A 16,850-nucleotide genomic window follows, 5' to 3' on the forward strand; every position below is an offset into this window, starting at 1 on the left:
GAGCAGTTTTCGTTAATGAAGCTAGCGTCGGCGCAAATCGAGCGTGAAAGGAAACTCCAGGCTGCGCTTTGGTTCCTCCACGACCATCCGTCCAGGCGTATGGCCGATTCTGAAAAAGCGCGCGCGCCGCCGGCTTTCCGCCTCGTATGCGTTGACCGGATAAGTCACGTAATTGCGGCCACCCGGATGGGCTACATGATACCGGCATCCGCCTATGGACCGGTTGCTCCAGGTGTCGACAATATCAAAGGTAAGCGGTGCATCTACCCCAATTGACGGATGCAGCGCAGTCGGTTGTGACCATGCCCTGAAGCGCACGCCGGCCACATGTTCGCTCACCCGCCCGGTGGGTTGCAACGGCAGAGGCACGCCGTTGACTGTCACCACATGGCGGTTGTCGTTGAGCCCGAGCACCCGTACCTCGAGCCGCTCCACCGACGAATCCACGTAGCGCACCGTACCGCCCGGCGACCCCTGCTCGCCCATGACGTGCCACGGCTCCAACGCGCTGCGCACCGTCAGTTCGATGCCGTTCGTCTGGACGGCTCCCACCAGCGGGAAACGGAACTCGAAATGCGGCGCGAACCACGCGGCATCGAACGCATAGCCGGCTTCATTGAGGTCCGCGATGACGTCATGGAAATCCATTTCGATAAACGTGCCGAGCATGAAACGGTCATGCAGTTCCGTGTCCCAGCGCGTGAGGCGCGTGGTGTACGGCTTGTCCCAGAACCGCGCGACGAGCGCACGCAGCAGCAACTGCTGGACGAGGCTCATGCGAGCGTGCGGCGGCATTTCGAAGCCCCGCAGTTCGAGCAGTCCGAGGCGGCCGGTCGGACCATCGGGGGAATACAACTTGTCGATACAGAATTCCGCGCGATGCGTGTTGCCGGTCACGTCGATCAGCAGGTTGCGCAGCGTCCGGTCGATCAGCCACGGCGGCAGCAATGCACTGTCGCGTCCGCCCAGGCGTTCGAGCTGATGTTCGATCTCCTTGAACGCGATCTCCAGCTCATAAAGCTGGTCGTTGCGGGCTTCGTCAACACGAGGCGCCTGGCTCGTCGGTCCGAGAAACAATCCCGAGAAAAGGTACGACATCGACGGATGATTGATGAAATACGCGATCAGGCTTGCAAGCAGGTCGGGACGCCGCAGGAACGGGCTGTCAGCAGGCGTTGCACCGCCAAGCACGAAGTGATTGCCGCCGCCCGTGCCGGTGTGTCGCCCATCGGTCATGAACTTTTCGGTGCTGAGATAACTTTCGTGCGCCGATTGATACAGGAACTCGGTGTGATCAACGAGTTGATCCCAGCTCGACGCCGGGTGAATGTTCACCTCGATCACGCCTGGGTCCGGCGTGACCTGCAGCATCTTGAGACGGGCATCGCGTGGCGGCGGATAACCCTCTATCACCACTTTCATGCGCAGATCGGCGGCTGTTGCTTCAATGGCCGCGAGCAGGTCGAGGTAGTCATCGAGTTCGGTCAGCGGCGGCATGAACACATGCAGCAGGCTCTTGCCACTTCCGAACGATTTCGCTTCCACGTCCGGTCCTGCCGCACGCGCCGGATCGCGCGCTTCAACGCACAGCGCCGTGCGCCGGATCCACGAAGCCGACTCGCCACGCGACGGCTCGCGGGTTGAGGTTGCCGGCCGTTGCCCTATGCTCGCCGTTGCGTCCGTACCCGCTCTTTCTTCCGTGGTCTGTGCAACCACCGGTTCCCCGCGATATTGCATACGCAATTCCATCGCCTGGCGCAACGGCGCGGGCGGCCCGAACGGATCGTGCGGATGTTGATAGGGATAGTCCCCCGCGCTCACCCACGGCAGCGATTCGAGCGGCAGCCGATACCCCATCGGCGAGTCGCCGGGAATCAGGTACATGCGGCCATCGCGGAAGAACCAGGGGCCGCTGACCCACGCCGGCGCTTGCATCGGGACATCACGTTCGCGGGCGATAGGCAGCACATAACCCGTCACCTGCGACAGGCCTGCGTCGAACACACGCCGCAAGCGCATGCGTTCCATTTCGTCGTCAAGTTCGGATTCGAACGGGTCCACGTTCACCGGCAGGCGACGTTCACGCCAGAGGTAGTAGAACGTGTCTTCGTAACCGGGCTGGATATACGACGGATCCAGCGAGACCTTGTCCGCCAGATGTTCGATAAATCGCCGAGCATCTTCAGCGGTGTAATGGCCGGGATCACGTTCGTCGGCGAATAGCGTCGGGTCTTCCCAGATCGGCTCGCCATCTGCACGCCAGAACAGCGACATGGCCCAGCGCGGCAACTGCTCGCCCGGATACCACTTGCCTTGACCGAGATGCAGAAAGCCGCCTACGCCATATCGTGCACGCAACTTGTCCATCAGCGAAACGGCATAACCGCGCTTCGTCGGACCGAGTGCGTCGGTGTTCCACTCCGCCGCATCGCGGTCGCTCACGGCGACGAACGTAGGTTCGCCGCCCATCGTCAGGCGCACGTCCATGTCGGTCAGTTGCTGGTCGACTTGCGCGCCCATCTCCTGGACCGCGGTCCACACTTCTTCCGTGTACGGCTTTGTCACGCGCGGGGTTTCGAGCACGCGCTGCACCTGCATGATGTGCTCGAACTCGACCTCGCTTTCATCGACAGCGCCAAAGATAGGCGCAGCACTCCCCGGTTCAGGTGTGCAGGCGACAGGGATATGTCCCTCGCCGGCCAGCAGCCCGGAGGTCGGGTCGAGTCCGATCCAGCCCGCGCCGGGCAGGAAGACCTCGCACCACGCGTGCAGGTCGGTGAAGTCGACTTCAGTACCGCTCGGGCCATCGAGGGACTTCTGGTCCGGGGCGAGCTGGATCAGGTAACCCGACACGAAACGCGCCGCCAGTCCGAGCTGCCGCAAGGTTTCGACGAGCAGCCAACCCGTGTCGCGGCAGGACCCCAATGCTTTGTCGAGCGTCTCTTCTGGCGTCTGAACGCCGGGCTCCATCCGAATCACGTAGCCAATGTTCTGCTGCAGCCGCTGGTTCAGCGCGACCAGGAAATCGGCCGTCCCTGTAGGCGTCTTGTCGATGCTCTCGACAAACTTCGCCAGCAAAGGCGTTGGCTCGCGCTTGATCAGATACGGCGCGAGTTCAGCCGCGAGTTCCGGTTCGTAGGTGAACGGGAATTTCTCGGCGTAGGGCTCGAGGAAGAAGTCGAAGGGGTTGTACACCGCCATCTCGGCGACCAGATCGACCGTGATCTTGAATTCCCGCGTTTTTTCGGGGAAGACGAGCCGCGCCTGATAGTTGGCGAACGCGTCCTGCTGCCAGTTGATGAAGTGTTCGGCTGGCTCGACCCGCATCGAATAGGAGACGATCGGCGTACGGCAATGCGGCGCGGGCCGCAGGCGCACGACCTGCGGAGAAAGGCCGACGAGGCGGTCATAACGGTAGTGCGTGACATGGTTCAACGCGACACGGATTGACACACCTGACTCCTGGACGAATTTTGGCACTCTTCAAAAGCAAACTCCATGCCGTTTGGCTAAACACGCCATCGGGCAAGGCTCCCGGAAACTTCCATGCACTCAATACTGCGTTTTAAGCCTTCCCCAGCATCCGTTGATGCACCAACCTGGCGCGTAAAACGCCCTTTGCGTCTGGACCGGACCGTTCCTGCAGCGGCACGTGGCTTGCTTGGCAGGAAGCCACCATCGAGCCACCGTCACAGTTTTCACACCCGCATTCCAGCCTATCTCTTCAATATGAAAACATTTCATTGCGGCCGTTGCCAGCATCACGTTTTTTTTGAGAACGTGAAATGCGAATCCTGTGCGGCGTTGCTGGGCTTCGTGCCTGAATTGTCCGAAGTTTGCGCGTTCGAACCGGCCGGCGACTCGGCTGGCGATTCGTCCGGCATTGCGCTGTGGCGCGCGCTGAATCCATCGGCGAACGGTGCGCTGTTCCGGCAGTGCAACAACTACGCGCTCGAGAATGTCTGCAACTGGATGATCCCCGCCGACTCGCCGGACGTGTTGTGCCCGGCGTGCAGCCTGACGCAGACCATCCCCAATCTCACCCAGCCGAACAATCGCGTCTACTGGTACAAGCTCGAGACGGCCAAGCGGCGCTTGCTGTTTGCGCTCTCGGCGCTCGGCCTGAACACGGATTCGCGACGGTCCAATCCGGAAACCGGTTTGCAGTTCGAGTTTCTTGAAGACGGCAACATGGGGGCGAAGGTCCTGACCGGTCACGACAACGGCCTCATTACGATGAACATAGCCGAAGCCGACGACGCCCTGCGCGAAGGCATGCGCGCGGAAATGCACGAGCCGTACCGGACCCTGCTCGGGCATTTCCGGCATGAGATAGGCCATTACTATTTCGACCGGCTCGTAGCGAATACAAGCTGGGAAGAACCGTTTCGCGAGATGTTCGGCGACGAGCGCGTCGACTACGCTCAAGCACTTCAGGCCCATTACGACAATGGACCGCCAGCCGACTGGGACCAGTCTTATGTGAGCGCCTACGCCACCACGCATCCGTGGGAAGACTGGGCCGAGACATGGGCACATTACCTGCATATCGTCGATACGGTGGACACCGCCGCGGCCTGCGGATTCAAGCTTGATCCAAAGTCGGAAAACGAGCCTTCGCTTACCGAGATCGAGCCGGTCGAGAACACCAGTTTCGATAACCTCATGAAGCAATGGTTTCCGTTGATGTATGCATTGAACAGCTTGAATCGAAGTCTGGGACTGGCTGATGCGTACCCGTTCACGCTCTCGCCGAAGGTCGTCGCCAAGCTGCGTTTCGTGCATAAGGTGATTGCGAGCGCGGGTGCTCAGAATCAAGCGAACCAAGCGAAAGAAGCGAACGCTGATGTTCAGCAAGACATCAAGCAAGACCAACCAGCAGCGGCAGCGGGTTGATCAGTAATTAATCAGTAGTTCGATGTATTTAACGCCGTCTTGACCACCTTTCATGGTGAAATAAGCGACGTCAATGCCAGCAGCTCCGCGGCCGAGACTCGGCCATTTGAGCGCCCCAACCAAAAAAGGTCAGTCCGATGAAGCTCCGCGTTGGTTACGAACTGGTCTACGAATGCGTGCAGCCGACACCGATGCTGCTGATGCTGAATATGCACGCGTCGCGGGCGCAGAACATCCTTGTTCCGGACATCCTGAGGGTCAACCCGCAGGTGCCCTACTCGCAGTATCACGACTCATTCGGCAACTTATGCAGCCGGCTGGTTGCGCCCCAAGGCTGGCTCACGCTGTCCACTCAGGGGCTGATCGACGTGCCGCCTTATCCGGAAGTGCAGGAGCCCAACGAGTATCAGCATGCGGTTGAAGAACTGCCCGACGAGTGCATGCAGTTCCTGATTGGCAGCCGCTACTGCGAGACCGACCTGCTGTCCGATGCCGCCTGGCAGATGTTCGGCCATACGCCGCTCGGACGCGCCCGGGTGCAGGCTATTTGCGACTTTGTTCATCGGCACATCCGCTTCGACTACAACTGCGCGCGCCCGACCAGGACGGCTTTCGAAGCGTATCGGGAAGGCGTGGGCGTGTGCCGGGACTTTGCTCACCTAGCCGTCGCGTTATGCCGCGCGATGAACATTCCGGCGCGTTACTGCACGGGGTATATCAGCGACGTCGGTTTGCCGCCGCCCTATGCACCCATGGACTTCTGCGCCTGGATCGAGGTGTATCTTGGCAACACGTGGCAGACATTCGATCCGCGCAACAATGCGCCGCGCACCGGCCGCGTATTGATGGCAAGAGGCCGCGACGCCGCCGATGTCGCGTTGAGCAACACCTTCGGTGCCACCACGCTGGTCAGGTTTAGCGTGGTCTGCGAGCCTCAGTAGTTCCTTAGCAAACCGCACGACGTATTCAACAACCACATTCAGCAGAGCGCGGGCGCCGTGCGAGCCAGCCGATGGAAGTGGCGGCCGAAATAGATCAGGCTGTCGCCGTCGCCCCGCACTACGATGTCCGCTACTTCCACGAACATCACCGAGTGCGAGCCCACCGTTTTAGTATCGACGATACGGCCTTCAAGGCTAGCGAGTGCGTCAGCTAGAACGGGCAAGCCGAGGCGCCCCGCGGTCCAGGTCTGCTGCTCGAATCGTTCGCTCATCGGCAAGTTGGTCATGCCGGCGAAATGACGCGCCAGTTCCTGATGATCGGCAGGCAGCACATTGATGCAGACGTTGCCGTTCCCCGCGAGTACGGAATGGGCGAAGCTCGACTGGTTCACGCAGACAAGCATGGTGGGCGGTGTGTCGGTCACCGAACACACCGCGCTTGCGGTCATGCCGCAGCGACCGCGCGGGCCGTCGGTGGTGATGATGTTGACGGCCGCCGACAGGTACGCCATGGCCTCCCGAAACAGCTTGCGGGTGCTGTCGTTATTCATGTATTTGCTCCCCGGTTCACGCTAATACATCCGAATGCATCGGACTCGATTCCGAGTCCTGCTGCGCCTGGTGCTTTTTCATCGGGTCGCTTCGCCGCGAATGGCGAACTACAGATAACGACCGTGCCAACCGCAAGATACGCAAGCCAGGCTGCATTCGGTAATGGCGGTAGATTGCCGCGATCCCGCCAGGGCGGTATGCCTGCTGGACCACATCCGCGGATAAATGATCGGGGAACGGCCATGCAGCGTTAGCCGGATTGCCCGGCTAACGCTGCGGTTCGATGCGTAGGTTCAGTACGCGGGGAGATTGATGCCGCTGTTACTTCGCAAACAGCGAAGCGATGTTCGCAAACGCCTTGATCTCGAGCGCATTGCCCGACGGGTCCAGAAAGAACATGGTCGCCTGTTCACCGACTTCGCCCTTGAAGCGCACATGCGGCTCGATGATGAATTCCACGCCCGCCGCCGTGAGTTTGTCCGATGCAGCTTGCCACTGATCCATGGGCAACACCACGCCGAAGTGCCGGACCGGGACTGCGTCGCCGTCTACCTCGCTCGTCTTCCGATGACCAATTTCTTCCGGCGCAAGATGGGCCACGATCTGGTGCCCGTAGAAATTGAAATCGACCCAGTCGGCCGAGCTACGGCCTTCCGGGCAGCCGAGCAGGTCGCCATAAAACTCACGGGCGGCCGCAATGTCATGGACCGGAAAGGCGAGGTGAAAAGGGGAAATGGCAGCAGTGGTGTCGCTCATGGCAGGCTCGGATATCGGTTGAGTGGTGCTTATTCGACAACGCGGACGAGGTCTGTCCGCGCCGCCCTCATGGTGCGCGAAAAATGGCTATCACGCCATGGGAAGACAGTTTAGGGGCAACAAGAATAGTTGAATAACGATAGTTTTTTTATCTCAGCATCAATAAAATCGATAAATAAAAGCCAACAAAAGCGGTCGATAAAACCATGATGCGAGAACTGAAAACCTTTCTGGCGGTAGTGCGTTTCGGGACGTTCGCGAGTGCCGGCGCGCATATCGGGCTGACGCAATCGGCTGTCAGCGCACAGATTCAGCGGCTGGAGGAAGACCTGGGTTTCCCGCTATTCGACCGGACGGGGCGCTCGGCCACGCTCAACGCAGCAGGCAAGCAGACGGTCGATTCGGCCGAAGAATTGTTGTCGGTCTACGCTCGCCTGGCCGCGCGGGGCGGCACAGCGGAACAGTCGGGCCTGCTGCGGGTAGGGGCTATTGCTTCGGCGCAGGCGTCATTTCTGGTGAGCGCCATTGAACTGTTCCGGCAGACTTCTCCCGGGTGGCGAATCCGCGTGGTGCCTGGCGTGTCGCTCAATCTGCTTGCGCAGGTGGACTCCGGCGAGGTCGACGTCGCGGTGATTATCAAACCCCCTTTCGCGTTGCCAGCGGAACTGCACTGGCGCACCTTGCTCACGGAAACCTTCGTGCTGCTGGTCCCGCACGAGCTTGCGGATCAACCGTGGCGCGCGCTACTCAAGTCGGAGCCGTTTATTCGATACGACCGGAGTTCCTTTGGAGGCCGCCTCGTCGACCGCTTTCTCAGGAGGATTCGCGTGACGGTGCAGGACGTGGTCGAGCTGGATGAATTGCAGGGAATTGTCGGGCTCGTGGCGCACGGGGTAGGCATTGCGCTGATCCCGCAATCATCCGCGCTGCACATACCGGAGACCGTACACGCGTTGTCTCTTGGAGACGAGACCTTCACGCGTGAAATCGGCCTCGTCCAGCGGCATACGCGCAATGAGCAAACCGTCAGCGTGCAATTCGCCGGGTCCGTGTGTGCAGTTCTGCCGCGGTGAGGATGCCCGGTTGGTTCGTAGAACCGGGCTAGCGCAGCCACCCCATCGTCAAACAATCTGGAACGGCGCTCGCGGTACGGTATCTCCGTCGAGACTGGCTATCGCCCAGACGACCGCAAAATTCGTGGCGGCATTATGCGACGCGAAACGGCCCAGTGCGCCGTGTGAGCGTTGATTTCCATGCTCGTCCCGGATGACAACGAATGAATCGAAGGCGCCCTGGGCGGGGGCAACCATGGGTCGTATAGTTGATCCTCGGTATTGCATTTCCATAATCATCTCTCTTTATTTAGTTGTCGATGCATCTATGCGCAGCGCTACAAATCAATATGCCAAAACGTGAAAGCGAAGCACGCATGGTTGCGTGTTGCATGTGGCACCCTTTCAATTCAACTTACCGCGCAACGCATTGTGCAACTCAGCGCGCCACGATCAAGCTGCCGTGTTGACGCATTCGAGCATTCGCTGGACAGTGGCGTGCTGGGTTGGCGTCAGTTCCGGATAACGCGCCAGATCGACGACACGCTTGCGCCAATAGGCCTGGTCGAGTAGTGAACCGCCGCCCTCGTCGCTCCAGCGCGGAACGATCCGCTCCAGATGCGCGATCTCCTGCTCGACCAATAATGGATGTCGGGGGGCTATTGGAAATGTCTGGTCAAAGCTCACGGCTCATGCTCCAGTAACAAAGCAGCCGACATTACCGCGACTTCGTCGACAGCGAATCCTCAATTCTGAGGATTTACGCTCGGCGGTAATGCGGCGTAATCATCTTCAGCCGAAAGCGATAAAAAAAACGCATATGCGCACCGGGCCAGTGCGGCAAATGGCCGTTATTGGGCACAGGGGAATATCGTCCAGAGCGTGCTGGGCGTTCTGGCGCTCGATAACCAGACCCAATTCAATTCAGTTGGCATGTCAAGCTGACATTTTCGCCGGACTTCTGTTGAAGTGGCTATTCGGCCACTCAACCGCTCGGCCACTCAACCGCTCGACCGTCTACGCATTCCGATTCACCGGCACGTTGACTGGGCGCAGCGTTCAGGGAAGATTATTTCCACGCGGTTATTCTCGCGACTATTTGCTAACTGCCGTTAGACCGTGCGGCGCCTTCACTGCCCATTCGTCTGCACGGCGCGAATCAGTTTGGAGCGGCTTCCGACACCGAGTTTATGGAAAGAACGGTCAATATGCGTACGGACCGTCGTATAAGAAATGCCGAGCCGGAAAGCGATCTCCTTGTCGAGCAACCCTTCCACCACCAGCCCGACCACATCTCGCTCACGCGCCGTCAGGTTCTTCAGCACGTCCTCTGAAATCAGCTTGGCTTGCGGTCCGGACTGCTTTGTCATGCCCGCTGCGGCGCGCGCTCGCGCTAGTGCCGCGGTAAAAGCCGGGCGAATAAACTCGGCCATGGCGAGATCATGATCGGAGAAATCTTCCCGATGTTTGCCGCGCCAGATACGCAAGTCGCCTATGTTCGAATCGCCGGCCCACGCATATACGTTCATGCCCCAGTGCAAACCGTCACGACGCAGAAAGTCGTTGAACAGTTCAGTCCGCATCAGCTCGCCTTGCGGAATCACGTTGGTCACACGCACTGCCTCGCGGCAATTTTGCAGCCGCGGAGTCACGGTATCGCGGTACTGGTAGTACTGCTCGTATTCGGACAGGTTGTCTTCCGACATGTTGAACGACACCCGATTGACGAATTCCTTCTTCGTCTCGTCCCAGACATACGACCCGAGATGGTCTGCGCGCAGCAAGCTGAGCATGCGAACGCCCACTTCCTGCCGCATTAACTGCTCAGGAAGTGAATCGGCAAGCACGGTGAAGATATCGGAAACCAGACCGGTTTCGCGGCTCGTCAAATACATTGCACGGACATGCTGGTTGGTCCCGGGTCAATGGCTCGCATACGGTTTCTCCACGCGCAAGCCTCCACATTTTAAGATGCTGCCCCGCAGACTACACGGACGATATTTCCGATTCAAGTCTGTTTTATTCGTGCCGTTAAATAGTTGGCCGTTATTTCAAGTGACGGGCCAGTCGTTTAAACGCATCGCGAGGCGGCGGCATAGCAGGATCAGGCCGCCGGCACCCAATCCCGACTTCTACTAACGCGGAAGTACTTCTACCAAACGGGGAAATGCATGGCCTTCATTCCAAATCTACGTCGCAGAAAGCCGATTATTGCAGCCGGCGAAACATCTCCAGTTGCGCAACCCAGTTTCGGTTATATCGATACCCTGTTCGATTACGGCGCATTGCTCGCCGCCTCGCCGGATTCGCTGGGAACATTGCAGGCGGCCAGCAACAAGACGATTGCGATTATTGGCGCGGGTATGAGCGGCCTCGTGTCGGCGTATGAATTACTCCGCGCCGGCGCATCAAACGTCGTGCTGTATGAAGCGTCCGGGCGCATTGGCGGCCGAGCCTACAGCATTCCCTTTACGAGTCAGGCGCCCGCATTCCTGGCCGAACTCGGCGCCATGCGTTTCCCTCCCAGCGAATACAGCCTGTTCCATTACCTCAACCGCTTCGGCATCCAGGCAAACTCAAGTTTCCCCGATCCAGGCGACGTGCTGACCAATCTGGGTTATCAAGGACAGACCTACACATGGCCGGCGAAAGGCAACCCGCCCGATATGTTCGCGACTGTCCATGCGGGCTGGAGCGCGTTCATCAGTGACGGCTTCACGCCCTCCTCCGGGCCTGCCCTGCTCGCGCCGGTTGCCATTACCGAGCTGCTGCGCAGCGGACAGTCAGGGGCGGCGCGGACCGCGTGGCAGGCGTATATCGACATGTTCGGCAACCAGAGCTTCTATGGCGCGCTGCAGACACTGTTCAGCGGCGCGAATCCGCCCGGCGGCAAGCAATGGCGCAACCCGGACGACTACGAGCTGTTTGGCGCGCTAGGCGTGGGGTCGGGCGGACTCGGGCCAATGTACCCAGTCGCTTTCCTGGAGATCGTGCGCCTGATGGTCGATGAACTCGAAACTGACCAGTTGTTCATTCCGGCGGGCATTGAATCGCTGGCAAACGCATTTAGCGAGCAAGTATTCGGCGGCCGCTCGATTGCGCAGCGTGTCGTCAACACCCCGGTGTCACGCGTCACCCGTAATAGCGAGGGTGTGATGCTCACGCTGGCGGACGGATCGGTCCAGTTCGCCGATCGTGTGATCGTGACAGCCAGCACGCGGGCGATGCAAATCGACATGGCGTTGAGCGCACCCGCGTCGGCGCTCTCCGCGCAGCAGTGCTCGGCGGTCAATGACGTGCACCTGACCAGCTCGTCGAAAGTGTTCGTGATGACGCAGCGAAAATTCTGGCTCGACGAGAACCTGCCCGCGAATATCCAGACCGATACGCTCGTACGTGGCGTGTATTGCCTCGATTACGCGCCCGCCGATCCCGATTCGCCGGGCGTCGTGCTGCTCAGTTACGCGTGGGAAGACGACGCCATCAAGCAACTCGCGCTCGGCGGCAATCAGCAGCGCGTGCAGCGGCTCGTGGCCGACCTGGCGCAGACCAATGCCGCGTTTGCGCAGTATGTCGTGCCGATCAATAACGACTACCAGACCTATGTGAGGACCGTCGACTGGGATCTGGAGCAAGGGTATTACGGCGCATTCAAGCTGAATTTTGCCGGTGGCGATGCCCAGAGCCAGCAGTTGTTCTTCCAGTTCCAGGACAGCCTGCAGTCCGCAACGGACCCCTTCATCTATCTGGCCGGCGACAGTTGCTCATTTACCGGCGGATGGGTGGAAGGCGCGCTGCAAACGGGTATTAATGCGGTGTGCGCCGTGATCCGGAGCCTGGGCGGCAGCGTTGTGCCGAACAATCCGCTGGATAACATGTCGCCTCCGTATGACTATAGCGGCGCTTCGACCAGCGAGGCCGGCGAGGCCGGGCGCTCACGTTAAGCTCGGGTTCACGGAGCGAAGACCCAAAAAAAGACCCGCACAAGGCGGGTCTTAGTCTCTCAGTTTCGTATGGCTGAACGCGCGGGCATTCTTTGGCACGTTCGTTTTGCCATCGGAGTGCGGTGTAGACGTGAAGCCCCCCGGCTCTTGCTAAGAACTTAACTGATTAAATCGCGCTCCGCATCCTCATTTCTGAGGACAAGAAGTGCCTTGGCCCGAGTTCGTCCAGGTATCGACAATACTCAGGCTTTTTCTTTCAACGACGCCATGTCGATCACATACATGATGATGTGAAAACCATAGATTCGTCCACCCAGTAGGCCTTTAAAGCAATAGCGTAGTGCAAAGGAGTGTATAGAGAAATAGAGCCATCCACGAAAAAACCGGGTATGGAACCGGGGATAAGGTTTTAGTTCTTTTACGAACTTCTGAAAATTTACGGCTCCTTGAACCTGCCCGGCCTCCGCTTGTCGCCGATAGGCAGCGCCCGACCCGTTCCCATCATTCGACTCGCCGCCATGCTAACGACGACTCTCAAAGTCCAACGACCTTTCGCTCATGCACGGTCATCTGCCGCGTCTCGGCCAAAACGAAATTTCCGACGGGCTTGGACGCGCATGCCCCACATGATTCATCGGGCCATGATGGCTGCCTCTCGCATTGGATCAGGCACGGATGAACTCCGAGCTAGTTCAAAATCTGGAGCGCGCTCTCTAAGCGCTTGTCGTAAAGGCAGCATTTTCCGTGATGATTTTCAGTAGAAAATCCATGACTGCGCGTACTTGTGGCAAACGGCGCAGATCCCGATGCACGCCCATCCAGATATCTCGTGCAAATCGTTCACCGTCGTGCGCGACGCGCCGCAGATTCGGGTCGGTGTCTGCCACGAAGCACGGCAGGCCAGCCACGCCGGCGCCTGCTTGAGCCGCTGCGAGGTGTCCCGTGATGTCGCCGATTTCGCATGCAGCAGGTCTCCCTCTTGCGACGTTCATCAACCACGCCTGCTGTGGCCTATCCGCGAATCCGGCATCGTAGACGATGAACTCCCAGGCAGCCGGATTGTGCAGATGCGGGTAGTCCTTGCTTGCGTAAAGGTCAAACGACATACGCCCCAGCTTACGTACCACCGTGGTCGCTTCCGTCGGCCGAACCAGCCTTAGGGCTATGTCCGCTTCGCGTCGACTCAGGGAAACTTGCCGTGGCTCGCCCGAAACAGACAACTGCACGCTGGGATGTGCAATGCGAAAGTCCGCGAGGTGCTTCACCAGAAAACTGGCCACCAGCACAGGCGGTGCGCTCAGCGAGACCTTGCCGCTTAGCGGAGAAAGGCTGACATCCAGGAATCGTTCGATCGCGTACGCATTCTCTTCCATTCCCTGCGCCAGTTCGAACACCCGCTGACCAGCCTGAGTGAGCTTGCAGGATCGGGGAAGACGCTCGACCAGACGGGTCTTCATCTCGTCCTCCAATGCGCTCAAGCGTCGGCTTACCGTCGCGTGATCGACCTTCAGGCTGCGCGCAGCCCCGGAAAGCGTACCGATGCGGGCGACCGCGAGGAAATGACGCATATTTTCCCAATCGAACATCGGTGCATTTTCTCAAGGATGGTGTGCAGTTATAGGGAATATTCGCACGAAGCCGATGTGTCTACCATAAGGATTACTTCAGCCGCGATAAAGGCTATTACTTCAGCCGCGATAAAGGCTTATCCCCGATAAGCACGGCCCTGAGCGTCGTCAACGCGCCAGGCCCGTGTTGGGCAGTCTGCTGGTCATGCACGCTGGCTGGCGCAGCAATCCCGCTTAACCTGCCGCCCGGGCTCCGCACAATACATAGGTCCATTACATGAGAACCGCTGAATCTCGCCGGATTATGTCAGCCGTGCTTATCTCGCTCTGCTTCATGGGCGGGATCGCTGGAGCCGCTTCGGCGTCTGGCGTGGCTCTGCTTCTTTTTCCCGAGTTAGCCGCACTGTCCTATGACGTATTCCTGCGGCCGCGCGGCACTTGGGCCCGTGCGCCCTGGATGCTCGCGCTCTCTCCGGCAGTGACCGCCGTGCTGGGTGTACTCGTCACTCGTTATCTGCCGTATTCCGCTGCGTCCATTGCGATCTGCATCTTGGGGGCCATGGTCATTCTCAAGTTCATGCGCTCGCCCATCGCGCCGGCCATCTCGTCCTGCTTTCTCGCGCTCTCGCTCGGAGAGAAAAGCTGGCTGTATCCGCTTGCGATCCTGCTCGGCACGAGTGCGCTTGCCGTCCTGTCCTCGGCGTACCGGAGGTTCAACAACCACGAAGTCGCACACGCCGTGCCGAACGCCGTCGATCGGGTCGACGATGAAATCGAATCGTTACCTGAGCAGTTCCTGTGGGTGCCATTCTTCGTAGCGTTTCTCGGCGCCACCTACCTGCTTTCGATGGCGACCGGAATGAGAATGGTGTTTTTCCCGCCACTCGTCGTTATTGCGTTCGAAATGTTCGCGCACGCAGACGTCTGCCCCTGGGCTCGGCGGCCGGTACTCTTGCCGGTGGTATGCACGCTCGCGGCGGCAGCCGGCGTCGCTGCGCTGGCGACATTTGGTCCAGGCGTTACCTCAACGGTACTGGCCATGCTGTTCGGCGTCGTCATGCTACGCGTGACTCGTCTGCATGCAATCCCTGCACTTGCCATAGCGCTCTTGCCGCAAATCATGACGAGCGCCGACTGGAATTTTCCGATCGCGGTCGGCTTAGGCAGCACGCTCTTGACAGCGAGTTTCCTGTTCTTCGAGAAATCGTCGGTAGCCGTACGCCAGGTTGCGCAATGACGGGTGGTCTCCGAACTGGAGAGTTCCCGTAACCAAGGAAGATACATCACGCTACCGTGCGGGTCGCGTCGGAAGTAAAAAGCTGGATTAAGGAAATCGTAACCCCTAATCCAGCCGATTAAAAACCGGGTATCAAGCCGGGTATCGTTTTAGTTCGACGACGACGAAATCCATGCCAGCAAAGGATTACACGCTCAGTGTCGCCATGTCGATCACGAAGCGATATTTCACATCGCTTTTGACCATGCGCTCGTAGGCCTTGTCGATCTCGTCCATGCGAATGAGTTCGATGTCCGACGTGATGCCATGCTTGCCGCAAAAATCGAGCATTTCCTGCGTTTCTGCAATGCCGCCGATCAACGAACCAGCCAGCGTACGGCGCTTGAAAATCAGGTTGCCGACAGACGGCGACGGATGTGCATGCTCCGGCACGCCAACGAGCGTCATAGTTCCGTCGCGCTTGAGCAGCGCGGTGAACTGATCGAGGTCGTGCGAGGCGGCGACGGTGTTGAGAATGAAATCGAAGGAGTTGACGTGTTGCGCCATCTGCTCCGGATCTTTCGAAATCACGACCTCATGCGCGCCAAGTCGCTTCGCATCCTCAACCTTGCCCGCAGACGTTGTGAACAACACCACGTGCGCACCGAACGCAGCCGCGAGCTTTACGCCCATGTGACCGAGCCCGCCCAGGCCGACAATGCCGACCTTCTGCCCGGCCTTGACCTTCCAGTGGCGCAGCGGCGAGTAAGTCGTGATCCCCGCGCACAACAACGGCGCGACCGCGGCGAGTTCAAGGTTCTCTGGAACAAGCAGCGTAAAAGCTTCGTCCACCACAATCGACTTTGAATAACCGCCGTAGGTCACGCCGCCCGTGTGTTTGTCTGGCCCATTGTAGGTGCCGACAAAACCGCTGCCTTCGCAATACTGCTCGAGGCCTTCCTGACATGACGGGCAAGTCCGGCACGAATCCACCATGCAGCCGACACCCGCCAGCGAGCCCACCTTGAACTTCGTGACTTCAGAGCCGACTTCAGTCACCCGGCCGACAATTTCGTGTCCCGGCACGTTCGGGTACACCGTACCCGCCCATTCGCCGCGCGCGGTGTGCAGGTCCGAATGGCACACGCCGCAATACAGGATCTCGATGCGGACATCGTGCCGACCGGTATCCCGGCGATCGAAGGCGAAAGGAGCGAATGCCGCACCGGCGGAGTGCGCGGCATAGCCATAAGTCTTGTACATGGTGTGGTCCTTGAAATAGTTTGTTGGTTCGTTGTTAGTTGTGTCTTCGTCAATACAGGGCGTGCTGTCCGTTCAAAAACCGCGAACATCGGCATCGGCAGGCAACCCGAGCCCTGAATGACAACGACCTGATCGGTAAGCGAAAAGCTCGATAGAGAAGGCGTCTTGGGCTTGATGACGTCTGGAACCGCGCCAAGACCCGATTCGACTTCACACGTATCGGCATCGCCCGGTTGTGCGGTTGCACAATTGCAGACCCAACTGGGTGCGCGTTGCCGGGTTTCGTTTCCGAATCTGAATCTGAACCGGGACGCCCGGGAGATGCGAGCGCCCCTTCGCAGAACAGTATGCGAATTCTGGACTATCCACTCAATGGAAATGTTGCGATTTCACAATTCCAATTAATGGAATGTCGTGTTGCAGCAATTCGCGGGTTGATATCAGGACGTTGTTTGCCGTCATTTGACGTTCTTTGCAGAAGCGAGATGGCCTGTTTGCGCATCGTTTGATGGTGATCAACTCTCGTGTACGATGGCTTCACATCGAGCCCCGGCCAAGCCGAGCGTTGCAGACAACGCCATGCCGCGAGCACGGTGCAATAGCCCGCGCGCTTGAGCCGGATGTGCGCGACGATCCGCTGTCAGCTGTCACTGGGTGGGGAT

The 16,850-nt window shown here is 59.2% G+C and carries 12 protein-coding genes; 5 read left to right on the forward strand and 7 right to left on the reverse strand.

From position 1 onward, the window contains the following. Positions 1-21: 21 nt before the first annotated feature. Complete coding sequence (locus tag SBC1_RS26830; RefSeq protein ID WP_165100320.1) at positions 22-3,453, reverse strand: DUF2126 domain-containing protein; 3,432 nt, start codon at positions 3,451-3,453, stop codon at positions 22-24. Positions 3,454-3,729: 276 nt separating this feature from the next. Here SBC1_RS26830 and SBC1_RS26835 point away from each other — a divergent pair, with 276 nt between their 5' ends. Both SBC1_RS26835 and SBC1_RS26840 read left to right on the forward strand, forming a co-directional pair. Then, positions 3,730-4,896 carry a putative zinc-binding metallopeptidase gene (locus tag SBC1_RS26835; protein ID WP_165100317.1) on the forward strand — a complete coding sequence of 389 codons (1,167 nt, stop codon included), beginning with the start codon at positions 3,730-3,732 and terminating at the stop codon, positions 4,894-4,896. A 137-nt stretch (positions 4,897-5,033) separates the two neighbouring features. After that, positions 5,034-5,837 carry a transglutaminase family protein gene (locus tag SBC1_RS26840; protein ID WP_165100314.1) on the forward strand — a complete coding sequence of 268 codons (804 nt, stop codon included), beginning with the start codon at positions 5,034-5,036 and terminating at the stop codon, positions 5,835-5,837. Between the two features lie 38 nt (positions 5,838-5,875). Here the strand turns inward: SBC1_RS26840 and hpaC are convergent, their stop codons facing one another. Both hpaC and SBC1_RS26850 read right to left on the reverse strand, forming a co-directional pair. Beyond that, positions 5,876-6,388, reverse strand: coding sequence for a 4-hydroxyphenylacetate 3-monooxygenase, reductase component (gene hpaC / locus SBC1_RS26845; protein WP_165100311.1), 513 nt, complete (start codon positions 6,386-6,388; stop codon positions 5,876-5,878). Positions 6,389-6,710: 322 nt separating this feature from the next. Continuing rightward, positions 6,711-7,145 carry a VOC family protein gene (locus tag SBC1_RS26850; protein ID WP_165100306.1) on the reverse strand — a complete coding sequence of 145 codons (435 nt, stop codon included), beginning with the start codon at positions 7,143-7,145 and terminating at the stop codon, positions 6,711-6,713. 206 nt (positions 7,146-7,351) lie between these two features. Between SBC1_RS26850 and SBC1_RS26855 the strand changes: the two genes are divergently transcribed. After that, positions 7,352-8,218, forward strand: coding sequence for a LysR family transcriptional regulator (locus tag SBC1_RS26855; protein WP_165100301.1), 867 nt, complete (start codon positions 7,352-7,354; stop codon positions 8,216-8,218). Between the two features lie 432 nt (positions 8,219-8,650). Here SBC1_RS26855 and SBC1_RS26860 read toward each other — a convergent pair whose 3' ends face one another. Continuing rightward, positions 8,651-8,884, reverse strand: a complete 234-nt coding sequence (locus tag SBC1_RS26860) for a hypothetical protein (protein WP_165100298.1) — start codon at positions 8,882-8,884, stop codon at positions 8,651-8,653. Between the two features lie 443 nt (positions 8,885-9,327). Further along, positions 9,328-10,092 carry a response regulator transcription factor gene (locus SBC1_RS26865; RefSeq protein WP_165100295.1) on the reverse strand — a complete coding sequence of 255 codons (765 nt, stop codon included), beginning with the start codon at positions 10,090-10,092 and terminating at the stop codon, positions 9,328-9,330. 276 nt (positions 10,093-10,368) lie between these two features. Here SBC1_RS26865 and SBC1_RS26870 point away from each other — a divergent pair, with 276 nt between their 5' ends. Continuing rightward, complete coding sequence (locus tag SBC1_RS26870; protein WP_165100289.1) at positions 10,369-12,141, forward strand: NAD(P)/FAD-dependent oxidoreductase; 1,773 nt, start codon at positions 10,369-10,371, stop codon at positions 12,139-12,141. 713 nt (positions 12,142-12,854) lie between these two features. Here the strand turns inward: SBC1_RS26870 and SBC1_RS26875 are convergent. Then, positions 12,855-13,727, reverse strand: coding sequence for a LysR family transcriptional regulator (locus SBC1_RS26875; protein ID WP_165100285.1), 873 nt, complete (start codon positions 13,725-13,727; stop codon positions 12,855-12,857). Positions 13,728-14,079: 352 nt separating this feature from the next. Between SBC1_RS26875 and SBC1_RS26880 the strand changes: the two genes are divergently transcribed. Further along, positions 14,080-14,946 carry an HPP family protein gene (locus SBC1_RS26880; RefSeq protein ID WP_241202173.1) on the forward strand — a complete coding sequence of 289 codons (867 nt, stop codon included), beginning with the start codon at positions 14,080-14,082 and terminating at the stop codon, positions 14,944-14,946. A 186-nt stretch (positions 14,947-15,132) separates the two neighbouring features. On the opposite strand, the gene SBC1_RS26885 is transcribed toward SBC1_RS26880, so the two are convergent. Further along, on the reverse strand, positions 15,133-16,188 hold the full coding sequence (locus SBC1_RS26885; protein ID WP_165100280.1) for an NAD(P)-dependent alcohol dehydrogenase: 1,056 nt from the start codon (positions 16,186-16,188) through the stop codon (positions 15,133-15,135). Positions 16,189-16,850: the final 662 nt, after the last annotated feature.

The organism is Caballeronia sp. SBC1, assembly GCF_011493005.1.
GTDB lineage: Bacteria > Pseudomonadota > Gammaproteobacteria > Burkholderiales > Burkholderiaceae > Caballeronia.

Bases quoted from the DNA above. Each gene is read 5' to 3' on its own strand.
- SBC1_RS26835 (WP_165100317.1), top strand. From the start codon at position 3,730: ATGAAAACATTTCATTGCGGCCGTTGCCAGCATCACGTTTTTTTTGAG.
- SBC1_RS26840 (WP_165100314.1), top strand. From the start codon at position 5,034: ATGAAGCTCCGCGTTGGTTACGAACTGGTCTACGAATGCGTGCAGCCG.
- hpaC (WP_165100311.1), bottom strand. From the start codon at position 6,388: ATGAATAACGACAGCACCCGCAAGCTGTTTCGGGAGGCCATGGCGTAC.
- SBC1_RS26850 (WP_165100306.1), bottom strand. From the start codon at position 7,145: ATGAGCGACACCACTGCTGCCATTTCCCCTTTTCACCTCGCCTTTCCG.
- SBC1_RS26855 (WP_165100301.1), top strand. From the start codon at position 7,352: ATGATGCGAGAACTGAAAACCTTTCTGGCGGTAGTGCGTTTCGGGACG.
- SBC1_RS26865 (WP_165100295.1), bottom strand. From the start codon at position 10,092: ATGTATTTGACGAGCCGCGAAACCGGTCTGGTTTCCGATATCTTCACC.
- SBC1_RS26870 (WP_165100289.1), top strand. From the start codon at position 10,369: ATGGCCTTCATTCCAAATCTACGTCGCAGAAAGCCGATTATTGCAGCC.
- SBC1_RS26875 (WP_165100285.1), bottom strand. From the start codon at position 13,727: ATGTTCGATTGGGAAAATATGCGTCATTTCCTCGCGGTCGCCCGCATC.
- SBC1_RS26885 (WP_165100280.1), bottom strand. From the start codon at position 16,188: ATGTACAAGACTTATGGCTATGCCGCGCACTCCGCCGGTGCGGCATTC.